Source organism: Rhodococcus sp. NPDC003382, assembly GCF_053589135.1.
The window spans coordinates 20,205-34,802 of sequence record NZ_JBSFRH010000018.1 but is presented as its reverse complement, the minus strand read 5'-3'; the positions used below and the strand labels follow the sequence as shown (position 1 = coordinate 34,802).

At 68.6% G+C, this 14,598-nt stretch carries 10 protein-coding genes; 6 read left to right on the top strand and 4 right to left on the bottom strand.

Translation table 11 applies throughout. The features are described 5' to 3' along the window. Positions 1-34: 34 nt before the first annotated feature. A complete protein-coding gene (locus tag ACWDUD_RS14265; RefSeq protein ID WP_450109715.1) occupies positions 35-1,351 on the bottom strand; it encodes a DUF7373 family lipoprotein in 1,317 nt (438 codons plus the stop codon). 79 nt (positions 1,352-1,430) lie between these two features. After that, positions 1,431-3,266 (bottom strand): Hsp70 family protein, encoded by a 1,836-nt coding sequence (locus tag ACWDUD_RS14260; protein ID WP_450109714.1) that lies wholly within the window; start codon positions 3,264-3,266, stop codon positions 1,431-1,433. A gap of 349 nt (positions 3,267-3,615) precedes the next feature. On the opposite strand from ACWDUD_RS14260, the gene ACWDUD_RS14255 reads away from it, so the two are divergent. From ACWDUD_RS14255 to ACWDUD_RS14230, 6 genes are all read left to right on the top strand, one after another. Next, positions 3,616-4,302, top strand: coding sequence for a hypothetical protein (locus ACWDUD_RS14255; RefSeq protein ID WP_450109713.1), 687 nt, complete (start codon positions 3,616-3,618; stop codon positions 4,300-4,302). Positions 4,303-4,342: 40 nt separating this feature from the next. Further along, a complete protein-coding gene (locus ACWDUD_RS14250; protein WP_450109712.1) occupies positions 4,343-6,304 on the top strand; it encodes a histidine kinase in 1,962 nt (653 codons plus the stop codon). Continuing rightward, complete coding sequence (locus ACWDUD_RS14245; RefSeq protein ID WP_450109711.1) at positions 6,301-6,939, top strand: response regulator; 639 nt, start codon at positions 6,301-6,303, stop codon at positions 6,937-6,939. The genes ACWDUD_RS14250 and ACWDUD_RS14245 overlap by 4 nt, the downstream gene beginning before the upstream one ends. A gap of 173 nt (positions 6,940-7,112) precedes the next feature. After that, a complete protein-coding gene (locus tag ACWDUD_RS14240; protein ID WP_450109710.1) occupies positions 7,113-8,327 on the top strand; it encodes an acetyl-CoA C-acetyltransferase in 1,215 nt (404 codons plus the stop codon). 23 nt (positions 8,328-8,350) lie between these two features. Next, the gene (locus ACWDUD_RS14235; RefSeq protein WP_450109709.1) at positions 8,351-10,495 is read left to right on the top strand and encodes a 3-hydroxyacyl-CoA dehydrogenase NAD-binding domain-containing protein; all 2,145 of its coding nucleotides are present in this window, start codon (positions 8,351-8,353) and stop codon (positions 10,493-10,495) included. Between the two features lie 123 nt (positions 10,496-10,618). Next, positions 10,619-11,656 carry a type IV toxin-antitoxin system AbiEi family antitoxin domain-containing protein gene (locus tag ACWDUD_RS14230; protein ID WP_450109708.1) on the top strand — a complete coding sequence of 346 codons (1,038 nt, stop codon included), beginning with the start codon at positions 10,619-10,621 and terminating at the stop codon, positions 11,654-11,656. Between the two features lie 38 nt (positions 11,657-11,694). On the opposite strand, the gene ACWDUD_RS14225 is transcribed toward ACWDUD_RS14230, so the two are convergent. Both ACWDUD_RS14225 and ACWDUD_RS14220 read right to left on the bottom strand, forming a co-directional pair. Continuing rightward, positions 11,695-13,014: a class I SAM-dependent methyltransferase gene (locus ACWDUD_RS14225; protein WP_450109707.1), complete on the bottom strand. Its 1,320-nt coding sequence runs from the start codon at positions 13,012-13,014 to the stop codon at positions 11,695-11,697. Beyond that, entirely contained in the window at positions 13,011-14,456 is a 1,446-nt protein-coding gene (locus ACWDUD_RS14220) for an FAD-binding oxidoreductase (protein ID WP_450109706.1), read from the bottom strand. The genes ACWDUD_RS14225 and ACWDUD_RS14220 overlap by 4 nt, the downstream gene beginning before the upstream one ends. Between the last annotated feature and the right edge of the window lie 142 nt (positions 14,457-14,598).

The window sequence follows — 14,598 nt, the reverse complement described above, 5'->3', positions numbered from 1 at the left end:
GCGGTCGGCGGCAGGGGCACAGGCGGGAACGGGGTCAGTTCTCGCCCAAACCCATTTCCTCGGCCTTGACGAACTTGACGTACTGGGTCGCGATGCGCTGCGACATCGTGCGCAACGAGTCCCGCTCGGGGTCGGTGTTGCCGATCGGCCGGAAGCCTTGGATCTCGGCGACGTACGGACCGTAGGTCATGTAGCACACCGACATCCGGCCCTCGGCGACGTCACCGCTCATGCACGTCGTGTCGGGAACGTTCTGCGGCACCGACGCGTCCTCGGTGATCTCGGAGTAGTTCTTCCGGGTCTGCGCCAGGAACGCGTCCCGAACGGTCTCGGCGTCCTCCGGGCTTGCCGTGCGGTACACGGTGGAGTTCGCCATGGCGACCCGGTCGGTGCCGGTCTTCTCGAAGAGCTCGGCCGTCTGTGCCGGGTTGCTGTCGAAGTGCAGCCAGCCCAGCGGGCCGTACACCGCGAGTTCGGAGTTCCGGGTCGTCTCCTCCTCGGTGTAACCGACGGCGCGGGCGAGGACCTTGTCCATGTCGACCACCAGTTCGGGGATTTCCGGCGTCGGCGTGTACGGGAAGCTGCCGAGCAGCGGAATCTGCTTCTCGAGCGCGCGCGTGGTGATGTCTTTCGCCCACTCGGGGTCGTCGGGGGTGGTGGTGGCGTAGGTGTAGATGAAGTGAGGGCCGTTGACGGTGTACGAGGACACCGTGTCGGAGCCGGTTTCCCACCGGAAGGTCACGGCCTTGGTATCGGGCAGGCCGGGCAGTGTGGCCGGAGTGCCGGCCCCCGACGCGAAGATGTCGTCCCCGCCGCTGCCGTCGGTGAGTTCGTCGGCGTAGAGGTCGGCGACGATGGCGGCAGCGGATGCTTCGTCCGGGAGTCGGACGACGGAGATCCCGAGGCCGTGGGAGCCGTCGGCGTAGTCCTGGAAGTCGCTGAACGTGGTGATGATCTCGTACTTGTCGGAGATCTCGGAGACGCTGTCGCTCAGGAGCCCGAGTTTCGCGAGACCCCCGACGCCGACGCCCTGGTTCATGCCGCCGCCCGAGACGAGCTTCGGGTCGATCGTGTACGGGGCAACCACGAACTCGGCCATGCGCTGGCCTTCGACGGCGGGACCGAAGTCGCCGGCGAGCTGGCCTTCCGCCTCGAAGTCCTTGGGGACGGTGTTGTATCCGCCGGTGTCGAGGGAGTCGATGTCGAAGTCCGCCTGCTGCTCGGCACCGGAATCTGCTGCAAGCGCGGCGGTCTCGCTGTCGACGGCGGTGCCCTCGACGTCGCTGCTGCACCCGGTGAGGGCGAGAGCGGCTGCCGCTGCGGCGGCCGTGAGGATGCGTGACGTACGCATGATGTGGAACTCCTTGTCGTTCTGGTGTGCCGTCGTTCTCGTGCCGTACTGCGGCGAGAGATCGGGGGGTGAAACTGGTTCAGGACGTGGGGAAACCGAGCTCTCGCAGGAGCGTCAGTCCCTTGTCGACGGGTGCGATCGAGAAGCTGATCACGAGACCCTTCGTCTTGTCGATGCCGTTGAAGAAGGAGGTGTACGGGTCGGACGGCTGGTACTCGATGATGCGGTTACCATCCTCGGAGAGAACCGAGGTGTAGCCGGTGATCGGCTTGTCGCGCATGCGGATCAGGGTCGATCGGGCGTACTGGTCGTCGCGGTACGCGGACACCGTCACGTAGTCGTGCTCTCCCATGCCGATCGTCTTGCCCAGGGACGACGCGGGATCGATGTCGCAGTCGACGCGCAGGGCGTTCTCCATGCTGAACCCGGCCTTCTCGCACGAGACGGACGACGTGATGAGCTTGGCGGGCAGGATCGAGGTGACGTCGTCGGTGGATTCGCTGATGTAGGTGGAGTCCGCCGTGGCGGGCGGCAGACCGCCTTCGGAGGCGAGCACCGTCGTCGTTTCGACGGTGTCCGCGGAGGCGGTGGACGTTCCACCGGTTCCGCCGCTCTGGGCGAAGGCGTAGACGCCGCCGGCGGCGACCGCGGCCGCCACGAGAACACCGGCGCCGACCAGCAGCGGCTTGCGCTTCCCGGCCGAGGTGGTCTCCGGGGTCGCGGCGTCGGCGAAGACGGCGGGTGCGGGCTGCGTCCGGCCGGTCGGGGCGGCGTGGCGGGGGCCGGGTGCGTGATCGCGCGCCAGCGCCACGGTCTGCCGGTCCGCCGGCGGTTCGGTGACGCGGCCACCCGCGACGAACCCGGCCGCGCCCTTGGCGACGACGGTTTTCGGGTCGTCGAGGGTGGCGATCGGGCCGAGTTCGGCCAGGCGCCGGTGCACGTAGGGGATGCGCGACGAGCCGCCGGTCAGATACAGCGCCTGCAGACCACCGCGGTCGATGCCGGCGTCTCGCAGCACCGACGCGGCCAGCTGCACCCCGCGGGTGATCTGCGGTTCGATCAGCTGCTCGAACTCGTCCCGGGTCAGCGTGAACGTCATGTCGGCGCCGTTGCCGGTGACCCGAATGGTCGCCGAAGGCGCTTGGGAGAGAAGCTCTTTGGCGCGACGGATCTGATCGTCGAGGTTGCGGCGGGCGTCGAGACCCTCCGGCCGGCGCAACCATGCCGCCAGATCGGGGTCCTCGTCGGCGAGCTGCCGGTCCACCCAGCGCGAGATCGTGGCGTCGAGGTTCTTGCCACCCAGGGCGTTGTCGCCGCCCGCGCGCAGCACCTCGAACGTCCACTCGTTCGTCGCGGTGAGCACCGCGACGTCGAGGGTGCCGCCGCCGAAGTCGAACACCGCGATGGTCGATCCCTTGACGATCTTGGCGTCGTGCTGGCGTGAGTAGTAGAACGCCGCGGCGCGGGGTTCGGAGATCAGCGACACGTTGCCGCCGAGCCCGGCGATCGACGCCGCTTCGCGCAGGACCGACAGTTCCCGCTCGGACCACGCTTCGGGGTGTGTGAGCACCACCTCCGCGGGCGGGTGGTTGTTGTGCCGTTGCAGCGACTGCCCGTACACGGTGCGCAGCACGGCCGCGATCATCGCGGCGACCGGAACTTCCTGACCGCGCACCAGCACGGACCGGTCGGACACGTGTGCCTTCGGGGCGACGACGAAGCCGGCGGGGTCGACGGACGCCCGGTTCACCGCGACGTCGCCGGTCGAGATCGCGTGGGCCGGGTCGATGTACACGGACGACGACATCAGGTTGCTGGTGTGGGTCAGCGGCAGCGACTCGACCCGGTCCGGTCCGATGCGGTGAGCGGCCGATGTGTTCGAGGTGCCGAAGTCGACGGCAAGGACCCAGCTCATCGTTCTCCCCTTACGGTGTGGTTGTCACGTCGACCCGGCCGGGCGAGACCGGAGAGGTGCCCGCTGCTCATCCCGACCTCGCTTTCGCGTCGTATCCGTGTGTCGAGGATGAGAGGGGCGGCCCCGCCGAAAAGTTCCCGCTTGCCCCCGGGAATTTTCCACATCGGTGGCACCTCACCGCATTCGCGCACGTCGGAGCCCCGAACCGCGAGTCGCGCTGTGGCGCACATCACCTCGGGTTGCCGTCCCGTCCCGGGAAGTCGGGACGGCTGTCCCTCGTGCCCGGGACGCCGAGCGCAGCACTGTCCTTGTCGACGGGCGCACCGGGCGCCCGAGCGGAGGGGTGAACATGAGCATCGACAGCGCTGCACAGCGCGACACCGTCGACAGTCCCCGGCCCCCGGTGGGGTCGATGTGGGCCTGGGCAGGCGCGGTCGCGGGCCTGGCCGGGGTGGTCGGAATCCAGGCCAGCATGGCGATGAGTGCCGCCTACAACGAGGAAACCGCGGGCAACGCGGTCGCCATCACCGCCGAGTTCGCGGAGCAGCGCACAGCGATGCTCGTCATGCACCTGACGCTGATGGTCGGCACCGTGCTGCTCCTCGTGTTCGCAGCGGGTCTGCAGCGACGCCTCCGCATCGCGCTGCCCGAGTTCAGCATCCTGCCGGCCGTTGCCGCGTTCGGGCTGGTGCTGACGTCGGCGGCGACCCTGCTCGGGACCGGTCTCGACACCGAGTTGCTGTTCGGGCTCGGCGAGCCGGGACAGATGGTTCCCGAGGTCGCGGTGGTCGCCTCGCACTGGATGGGCACCATTCCGTGGCTGTGGGTCGGCGCCGGGGTGAGTGGTCTCGCGGTCGCGGTCGCGTCGCTGCGGCACGGTGCCGTCCCGCGCTGGCTGGGCTGGGCGAGCGTGGTGCTGGGGGGCCTCACGCTGCTGACCGGCATCTCGCCGCTGCAGTACCTGGCCGGATTCGTCGGCCCGGTGTGGGTTCTCGTGGCCGGGGTCGGCTTCGCGGTCGCCGCGCGGACGCGGTGAATCACGAAATGCGGGGGGAATCGGGGATACTCGGCGCACCATGACAGTCGCGCACGAGAACGAGGGGTCGGCGGGCACCGGTGGAGCACCGGTGCCCGCCGCAGTCGTCGCCGTCCTGGCCTGGGCGCTCGCGGTCGTTTCGGTCGTGGTGTTCTTCGGCGCCCGGCCGACGCTGGACGCCGATCAGTTGTTCTTCCTCGTCGACGTCGTCGGTGCCGCCGTGTACGGCACGGTCACGGGGGTGGTGCTCGCGCGTCGCGTGCATCCGGTGCCGATCATCACGGCGGTCGCCGCGATCGGCCCGGGTATCGCGGCGCTGTCCTACGCGTGGTCGCGGCTCGCGCTCGTGCGACCCGAGTTGCCGTTCGTCGGCGCGCTCGCGCCCCTGCAGAATTCGGCGTGGATCCCGGGAACGCTCGCGTTGTTCCTGGTGGTGCCGTGGCTGGTCCGGGACGGCACGCTCGGGCAGCGCGAGCGGATCGGGGTGGTCGCGGGAACCGTTGCGACCGTTTGGTTCTGGTGGGCTCGCACGTACACCGACACCGCCGACCCGTGGCTGGTGCTGCCCGTCGTGGTGGTCGGGTTCCTCGCCGCCGCGCACGTGCTGTGGCGGCGCCGCACCGCACAGGCGGCGGAGTCCGCCGGGCTCGGCTGGCTCGCGCTCGGCGCGGCACTGATGACGGCCTCCTACATTCCGCTCGCCGTCCCCGGCCTGCCGTGGATGCTCACTCCGCTGATCCACCTGGCCACCCAGGCGTTCTACCCCGTCGCGATCCTCGTGGTGGTGCTGCGGCAACGACTGTGGGGACTGGATTTCGCGGTCAGCCGCGCCGCGCTCGCCGGCAGTCTCGTCGCGGTGCTCGCCGCCGGGTATCTCGTGGTCGCGGTGACCGCGTCGCTGATGTTGCCGACGGACGGCTCGGTCGTCGCCCAGGCCATCGCCGCGACCGCGGTCGCGCTGGCCGTGCAGCCGGTGCGGAGCCACCTGACCCGCCGCGTGCACCGCCTCGTGTACGGCGACGGTATCGACTCCGCCCGCGCGGTACAGAATCTCGGCCGTCACTTCGCGGGCGCCGGCACTCCCCGCCGACTCCTCGGCGACCTCACCGCGGGCATCGGCACCGCGCTGCGGCTCGAATCGGTCACGGTGAGCCGGGACGGCGAGATCCTCGCCCGCTGGGGAGAACCCACCGGTCGCGTCGAGGAGATGACGCTCGAGTCCGGAACCCTTTCGGTGACCGCGCCGCCCGGCGAAGCCCTCGGGCCCCGCAGCCTGCGCGCGCTCGGTGAGCTCGCCACCGTCGTGGAAGCCGGGCTGGTCGTGTTGCGGTCCGCAGAGGAACTCGACGCGGCGCGGCACCAGCTCAGGGAGGCACGCCTCGAGGAGCGGCGCACCATCCGTCGGGAACTGCACGACGGGCTCGGCCCGTCCCTGGCCGGAATCCGGCTCGGGCTGCAGGGCGCCCGCAACCTCGCCGCCACGGACCCGACGGCCGCCCTGGAACTGATCGATGCGCTGCTGCGCGAACTCGACCATCAGGTCGAGGGCGTGCGGGAACTGTCGCGGGGGCTGCTCCCGCCGGTGCTCGACGAATTGGGACTCGTCGCCGCGGTCGACGAACTCGCCGGCACACATTCGCACATCGGGTTCGAAATCGACGTCGACGCCGACGCTCCGGCCGGACTGTCCCGGGCGGTGGCCGCCGCGGCGTACGGCATCACCGTCGAAGCGGTCACGAACGCGCGCAGGCATTCCGGTGCTCGCGGATGCACGGTCCGCATCCACACCACCGGAGACCTGCTCACCGTCGAGGTCAGCGACGACGGTCGCGGTAGGGGACCGGACGCCCGCGTCGGCGTCGGCACCCACAGCATGCGCGAACGTGCCCGCGACGTCGGCGGGGTCGTCGACATCACCGAAGCACACCCGCACGGCACCGTCGTGCGTGCTCGTCTGCCGTGGACGGCCACGTCACCAGCAGTTCCGGCAGGAGGGTCATGAGCATCCGTGTCGCCGTCGTCGACGACCATCCCGTCTTCCGGCTCGGGATGGTCGCACTGCTCGGCACCCTCGACGGAATCGACGTGGTCGCCGAGGCCAGCTCGGTGAGCCAGGCCCTCGACGTGGTGACCGCGGACGTCGACGTCGTGCTGATGGACATCGAACTCGGTGACGGTTCCGGCATCGAAGCGACCGCCGGTCTCGTCGCGAAATATCCCGCACTCCGGGTGCTGATGGTGACCATGCACGAGGACGCGGATCTGCTCGTCGCGGCGATGCGGGCCGGGGCGCGCGGATACCTCGTCAAAGGTGCCGATCCGTCCGGGGTGGAACGCGCGATCCGGGCGGTCGCGGGCGGGGAACTGATCGTCGGCGCCTCGGTCGCGGAGAAGGCGCTGGGTGTGATGGCCACGTCCCGCAGGGTCGCGCGCGGTGCGTTCCCCGAACTGACCGATCGCGAACGCGAGGTGCTGGACCTGGTCGCGCGCGGCTACGACAACGCCACGATCTCGCGGCGGCTGGTCCTGAGCCAGAAGACGGTGCGCAACCACGTGTCGAACGTGCTGGGCAAACTCGGTGCCGTCGACCGCGCGACCGCGATCGTGCGGGCCCGCGAGGCCGGTCTCGGCGTCTGACCACGCCCGTCCGTCCCGCACCCGAGCGCTCGCTCGCTTCGGTCACGGACTCCGATCGGTTCGGTCCTTAACCGCCGGACCGGACGCTCCTAGGGTGGTGGAGGTTGGGCGTGGCTGCTGTCACAGCGGACAACGCCCGTCACATTCGAAAGCACGGGAAGGAACCCCGCACTGTGACCACAGAGGCATTCATCTATGAAGCCATCCGAACTCCGCGCGGCCGCGGCAAGAAGACCGGGTCGCTGCACTCCGTCAAGCCGATCTCCCTGGTTACGGGCCTGATCGACGAGCTGCGTGTTCGCTTCCCCGACCTGGACGAGAACCGCATCTCCGACCTGATCCTCGGCGTCGTCGGCCCGGTCGGCGACCAGGGTGCCGACATCGCGCGCACCGCGGTCACCGTGTCCGGCCTGCCCGTGACCACCGGCGGCTTCCAGCTCAACCGCTTCTGTGCCTCCGGCCTCGAGGCCGTGAACCTGGCTGCGCAGAAGGTGCGCTCCGGCTGGGACGAGCTGGTCATCGCCGGCGGTGTCGAGTCCATGTCGCGTGTCCCGATGGGCTCCGACGGTGGCGCGTGGATGCTCGATCCCGCCACCAACTACGACAGCTACCTCGTGCCCCAGGGCATCTCCGCCGACCTCATCGCGACCATCGAGGGCTTCAGCCGCGAGGACGTCGACGCCTACGCCCTGCGTTCGCAGCAGCTCGCCGCTGCCGCGTGGTCCGGTGGCTACTTCTCCAAGTCGGTCGTGCCGGTCAAGGACCAGAACGGCCTGACCATCCTCGACCACGACGAGCACATGCGCCCCGACACCACCCTCGAGGGCCTCGGCAAGCTCGCCCCGTCGTTCGCGACGATCGGCGAGATGGGCGGCTTCGACGCCGTGGCCATGCAGAAGTACCACTTCGTCGAGAAGATCAACCACGTCCACCACGGTGGCAACAGCTCCGGCATCGTCGACGGTGCCGCGCTGGTGCTCGTCGGTTCCGAGCAGGTCGGCAAGGACCTGGGCCTGACCCCGCGTGCCCGCGTCGTCGCGACCGCCACCTCCGGTGCCGACTCGACGATCATGCTCACCGGCCCCACCCCGGCCGCTCACAAGGTCCTCGCCGCGGCGGGCCTGACGGTCGACGACATCGACCTGTTCGAGATCAACGAGGCCTTCGCCTCCGTCGTCCTGAAGTTCCAGAAGGATCTGAACATCCCGGACGAGAAGCTCAACGTCAACGGCGGCGCCATCGCGATGGGCCACCCGCTCGGCGCCACGGGCGCCATGATCACCGGCACGATGGTCGACGAGCTCGAGCGTCGCGGAGCCAAGCGCGCCCTCGTCACCCTGTGCATCGGTGGCGGTATGGGTGTGGCCACCATCATCGAGCGCGTCTGACACCGGAAGGAATCTGAAAAACAGTGAGCGACAACATGATTTCCTGGGATAAGGACGCCGACGGCATCGTCGTGCTGACCCTCGACGACCCCAACCAGGGCGCGAACACGATGAACGCGCTCTACAAGTCCTCGATGAAGGCGACCGTGGATCGTCTCGTCGCCGAGAAGGATTCGATCACCGGTGTCGTGATCACCTCCGCGAAGAAGACCTTCTTCGCCGGCGGCGACCTGCGCAACCTCATCGCCATCGGACCCGACGACGCGCAGGCGACGTTCGACGAGGTGCAGGACATCAAGGCGGACCTGCGTCGCCTCGAGACCCTCGGCAAGCCCGTCGTCGCCGCGATCAACGGTGCCGCTCTCGGTGGCGGCCTCGAGATCGCCCTCGCGACCCACCACCGCATCGCCGCCGACGTCAAGGGCGTGCAGATCGGTCTGCCCGAGGCGAGCCTCGGCCTGCTGCCCGGTGGCGGTGGCGTCACCCGCACCGTCCGCCTGCTCGGTATCCAGACCGCGCTGCTCTCGGTTCTGTTGCAGGGCAACAAGTACAACGCGGTCAAGGCCAAGGAGCTCGGCCTGATCGACGAGGTCGTCGGCAGCATCGAGGAACTCGTCCCGGCCGCGAAGGCGTGGATCAAGGCCAACCCCGAGGGCGGCGTGCAGCCGTGGGATGTCAAGGGCTACAAGATCCCCGGTGGCACCCCGTCGTCGCCGGCCTTCGCCGCGAACCTCCCGGCGTTCCCCGCGAACCTGCGCAAGCAGCTCAAGGGTGCTCCGATGCCGGCTCCGCGCGCCATCATGGCCGCGGCGGTCGAGGGCTCGCAGGTCGACTTCGACAACGCGTCGACCATCGAGTCCCGCTACTTCGTCGAGCTGGCCACGGGCCAGGTCGCGAAGAACATGATCCAGGCGTTCTTCTTCGACATGCAGGCCATCAACTCGGGCGCCTCGCGTCCGAAGGACGTGCCGAAGCGTGAGATCAAGAAGGTCGGCGTGCTCGGCGCGGGCATGATGGGCGCCGGCATCGCGTACGTTTCCGCCAAGGCCGGTTTCGAGGTCGTCCTCAAGGACGTCACCCTCGAGGCCGCCGAGCGTGGCAAGAGCTACTCGGAGAAGATCGAGGCCAAGGCCCTCTCGCGTGGCAAGACCACCGAGGAGAAGTCGAAGGCTCTGCTCGATCGCATCAAGCCGACCGCCGATGTCGCCGACTTCGCGGGCGTCGACTTCGTCATCGAGGCCGTCTTCGAGAACACCGAGCTCAAGCACAAGGTGTTCCAGGAGATCGAGGACATCGTCGATCCCGACGCGCTGCTCGGCTCGAACACCTCGACGCTGCCGATCACGGGTCTCGCGACCGGTGTGAAGCGCCCCGAGGACTTCGTCGGCATCCACTTCTTCTCCCCGGTCGACAAGATGCCGTTGGTCGAGATCATCAAGGGCGAGAAGACCTCCGACGAGGCGCTGGCCCGCGTGTTCGACTACACGCTCGCGATCCGCAAGACCCCGATCGTCGTGAACGACAGCCGCGGCTTCTTCACCTCGCGGGTGATCGGCACGTTCGTGAACGAGGCCATCGCGATGCTCGGCGAGGGCATCGAGCCCGCGACGATCGAGCAGGCCGGCTCGCAGGCCGGTTACCCGGCTCCGCCGCTGCAGCTGACCGACGAGCTGAACATGAAGCTCATGCAGAAGATCGCGAAGGAGACGGCCGAGGCCGCGGCCAAGGGCGACACCAAGATGGGCGCCACCCGTCACCCCGCGCTCGACGTCGTCGACTGGATGGTCGAGCAGGGTCGTCCGGGACGCCTCGAGAAGGCCGGCTTCTACGAGTACGACGAGACCGGCAAGCGTCTCGGCATCTGGCAGGGTCTGCGTGACCACTACCAGACCGAGGCGACGCTCGACGTGCCGCTGCAGGACCTGATCGACCGCATGCTGTTCGCCGAGGCGATCGAGACCCAGAAGTGCTTCGACGAGGGCGTTCTGGAGACGACCGCCGACGCCAACATCGGTTCGATCCTCGGCATCGGCTTCCCGGCCTGGACCGGCGGTGTCGCGCAGTTCATCGTCGGCTACCCGGGTGGCAAGGAAGGCTTCGTCAAGCGGGCCGAGGAACTCGCCGCCAAGTACGGCGAGCGCTTCACCCCGCCGGCCTCCCTGCGCTAGCGCGCCCGTGCGTGGTTTTGGTAGCAGCAGCTACCAAAACCACGCACGAGTTATCCACAGGAAAGGGCTCCCGACCCCGGTCGGGAGCCCTTTCCCGTCTCCGCGTCGGTCATCATCGACCGCATGGGGGATGATTTCGGAAAAAGCAACGTACAGAGGCTGTTCGACGACCGCACCGGTCTGGTCACCCAGGCCGAGCTGACGGAGGCGGGTATCGGCAGGGGAGCGGTCCGGCACCTGCTCGACACCGGGCGTTGGCAACGGGTGCTGCAGGGTGTCTACGCGGTCAGCAGCGGACCGCTCACCCGGACGATGGTGCTCGAAGCTGCGCTGTTGTACGGAGGCGGTCCGGCGATGCTCAGTCATCGCACGGCGGCGGAGGTCTGGGGCATGCTGCCCGTCGACGACACCGCACCCGTCCACATCACGGTCCCGGTCGGCAAATCCGCACTGCCACAACGCGCGACCGTCCGGGCAGCCGGGCCGAAGGCGAAACTGCCGGTGTCGAAACCGTCCGCCTCGCTGCATCCCGGGGTCGTCGTGCACCGGTCCCGCGCGCACGCCTACATCGGTGTCGACGCACGGTTGCCGCGCACGACGAAGGTCGACACGGCACTGGATCTGGCGACGGCGCAAGCGTCTCCGCGAGAGGCGTACATGTCGCTGATCTCCACGGTCACGAACGCCGGGCTGCGACTGCACGATGTGCGCCGGCGGATCGAGGAACGGCCACCGTACCGCTACCGCGGTCCGATCACCGAGGCCCTGACGTTGCTGGCGGACGGTGTGCAGTCCGTCCTCGAATATCACTACGCGATCGACGTCGAGCAGGCGCACGCACTGCCCGTCGCGACCCGGCAGGCCCCGACGGTCGTCGACGGCCGGACGTTGTACGAGGACTGCACCTACGACGCCGCCGGATGCCCGCTCACGGTTCGGCTGGACGGCCGGTGGGCGCATTCGATGGTCGAGGTCGCATTCCGGGACCGGCGTCGCGACAACGCCGCCGAACTGGCCGGACGGGCGCGGCTGGTCTTCGGCTATCAGGAGGTCGCGTCGGCGCCGTGCGAGGTCGCGCGGGAGGTCGAAGCGGTGCTGACCAGGCTGGGGTGGGTGCGGGGCGCTCCCGGTCCTTGCGAGTGTCGTGCGTGGTTTCGGTAGTGGGTGCTACCGAAACCACGCACGGGCGGCGGAGCCGCCTACGGCTTCCACCAGGGACGCAGCGGGGTCAGGGGCCGCTGGTCGGCGCCGAGCTTGACCGCCAGAACATGGTGCAGCTGAACGATATTGCGCTCGAATCCGAGCCGGGATCCGGCCATGTACAGGCCCCATACGCGGGCCGTGCCCTCACCGACCTCGGCGACGCACGCATCCCAGTTGGCCTCGAGGTACTCGCACCAGCCCTTGAGCGTCAGGGCGTAGTGCTGACGCAGGTTCTCCTCGTGGAGCACCTCGAAGCCGACGTCCTGCGCCTCGGTGATGATCCGGCCGGAACCGGTCAGCTCGCCGTCGGGGAAGACGTAGCGGTCGATGAACCCGCCGGCCTTCACCTTCCCGTTGTTGCGGGGACGGGTGATGCAGTGGTTGAGGAGCAGGCCACCCTCGCGGAGTTTGCTGTGCAGCAACCCGAAGTACGCCGGGTAGTTGCTGACGCCGATGTGCTCGGTCAACCCGATCGAGGAGATGGCGTCGAAGCCGGTCTCGGGTACGTCCCGGTAGTCCGAGAACCGCACCTCGGCCAGATCGCCGAGTCCCTCCGCGGCGATCGCCTTCTGCGCCCACTCGGCCTGCTCGCGCGACAGCGTCGCGCCGATCGCCTTGACGCCGCGCCGTGCCGCGTAGCGGACCATTCCGCCCCAGCCGCAACCGATGTCGAGCAGACGATCGCCGGGCTTCAGGTTCAGCTTCTCGAAGACGATCCGGTACTTGTTCTCCTGCGCCTCCTCGAGCGACTGGTCCTCGGAGTCGAACAGGGCGCAGGTGTACGTCATGGACGGGCCGAGCACCATTTCGTAGAACTCGTTCGACACGTCGTAGTGGTGGTGGATGACCTCGGCGTCGCGGCTGCGGGAATGCCTCAGGCCCTCCGCGATCCGGCGCCAGCGCGGCAGGTGTTCCTGCGGCGGCGGGGCGATCGGCCGCAGCAGGTCACGGCCCAGCGACCGTGCGATCTGGGCGAGGACCAGCGCCGGCGGGCGTTCGAAGTGCAGGTCGCCCAGCGACTTCAGCAGTTCGTAGGGGTTGCCGGGATGCACCCCCTTGGGTTCGAGATCGCCGGCGACGTAGGCACGGGCCATCCCGAGGTCGCCGGGGGCGGTCGCGATGTAGGTGGCTCCACGCGGGGAGTTCAGGGCAAGGCCGAACGGGGAGTCCTCCGGTCCGGCGGCGGACCCGTCGTACGCGGTGAATCGCAGCGGCATGTCGCCGCCGGTCACGATCTCGACGATCTCCGCCAGATTCAGCTTGTCGTCGTGTCCACCCGCTCTGCGGGTTGTCGGCGCCGATTTGAATGTGGTCACTTTCGATGCACCGCCTTCGCGAAGAGGTCCAGCAGACGGGACCTGGGGTCGTACTTCTGTTTCAGCGCCGGGTATTCGCCCCCGCCGTAGTAGAGCTTTTCGAATTCTTCCCGCGAATAGTAGGAATCCGAGTACAGCGACTTGTGGCCGTCGAGTTCGGCGACCTTCCGCTCGATCGTCCGGTTCGCGGCTCCTTCGATGTTGCCGGGGACGACCGGAACCGACGACCAGAACCCGACGTTCACGTAGGTGCGCTTCGGCTCGAGCGGGTACATCGGCCACGGCCGCTGCGCGTCGAACGACAACGCATCGGACGGGGCGCTGCGATCACGCAACCGCAGCGGGCACAGCCACACCGGTTCGATCGGGATCTCGGCGAGGAACCACCGCATGAACTCTGCGGTGCGCTCGATAGGCACCTCGACGTCCTGGACGACGCGCTCGCGGGGCGGGTTCCCCTTGCGGGCCTCGATCCGATCGGCGATGCCGTACTTGTGGTCCAGTGCGATGAGCTTCCAGTAGAAGCTGCTGCGCAGCAGACTCTTCGGCCACCAGCGACGGATCCGCGGGTTCTGGGCACCGAATGCGCGTGAGCACCAGAACCAGTCGGTGTCCCACCGCCACAGGTAGTCGCGGATCGTGAGGCGGTCGGTCTTGGGATGGTTGACCGACGCGTGCTGGATCGAGCGGTAGTAGATGTTCTCACCGGTGTAGTCGCTCACCGGACCCGGCTCGTCGGTCTGCGTGCCGAGAGTCAGGTAGCTCTCGGTCGCCGAGAACACGGTGCCGTCGAGATAGTCGACCGGCACGCCCGCATGGCTGCGTTCGTTGACGATGCGGTCCAGTGCGGCCTGCAGCGCGCCGAGCGAATCGAACCGCAGGTGCCGCAGCGCAACATAGGGTTTCACCGGCTCGAGTTCGATGCGCAGCCTCGTTGCGTAGCCGAGCGAACCGTAGGAGTTGGGAAAACCCCGGAACAGGTCGGCGTGCTCGTTGTCCGGGGTGGCGGTGACGATCTCACCGGCACCGGTGAGGATGTCCATCTCCAGGACCGACTCGTGCGGAAGGCCGTTGCGGAACGACGTGGACTCGATCCCGAGCCCGGTGACGGCACCGCCGAGCGTGATGGTCTTGAGCTGCGGCACCACGAGCGGCACAAGACCGTAGGGGAGCGTGGCGTCCACGAGGTCCTCGTAGGTGCACATTCCCGCCACATCGGCGGTGCGCGCCTTCGGATCCACGGAAATCACCCCGCCGAGACCGGAGACGTCCAGGCCGGGTGCGGAAATCTTTGCGCGGGCGCGGAACAGATTCGAGGTCTTCTTCGCGAGCCGAACCGGTGCGTCGCCGGGGATGTTGCGGTAGGAACGAAGCAGGCGGTCCACGCCTTCACGGTGCGCCGGCACACCGGTCGGAACGATCTGACGTGGCGTACTCGGCATTCGGCTCCCCCTGCGGGCTCGGCGTCTGCGGGCGCAATCCACAATAGACCGGAGTGTCGAGTACGTCCGGTTACCGCGCGGACTCGACGAGTTGCCGGTCGGTGCGACCGCAGACGGCCGAGACACGACACCAGGAGGACCC

Bases quoted from the DNA above. Each gene is read 5' to 3' on its own strand.
- ACWDUD_RS14265 (WP_450109715.1), bottom strand. From the start codon at position 1,351: ATGCGTACGTCACGCATCCTCACGGCCGCCGCAGCGGCAGCCGCTCTC.
- ACWDUD_RS14260 (WP_450109714.1), bottom strand. From the start codon at position 3,266: ATGAGCTGGGTCCTTGCCGTCGACTTCGGCACCTCGAACACATCGGCC.
- ACWDUD_RS14255 (WP_450109713.1), top strand. From the start codon at position 3,616: ATGAGCATCGACAGCGCTGCACAGCGCGACACCGTCGACAGTCCCCGG.
- ACWDUD_RS14250 (WP_450109712.1), top strand. From the start codon at position 4,343: ATGACAGTCGCGCACGAGAACGAGGGGTCGGCGGGCACCGGTGGAGCA.
- ACWDUD_RS14245 (WP_450109711.1), top strand. From the start codon at position 6,301: ATGAGCATCCGTGTCGCCGTCGTCGACGACCATCCCGTCTTCCGGCTC.
- ACWDUD_RS14230 (WP_450109708.1), top strand. From the start codon at position 10,619: ATGGGGGATGATTTCGGAAAAAGCAACGTACAGAGGCTGTTCGACGAC.
- ACWDUD_RS14220 (WP_450109706.1), bottom strand. From the start codon at position 14,456: ATGCCGAGTACGCCACGTCAGATCGTTCCGACCGGTGTGCCGGCGCAC.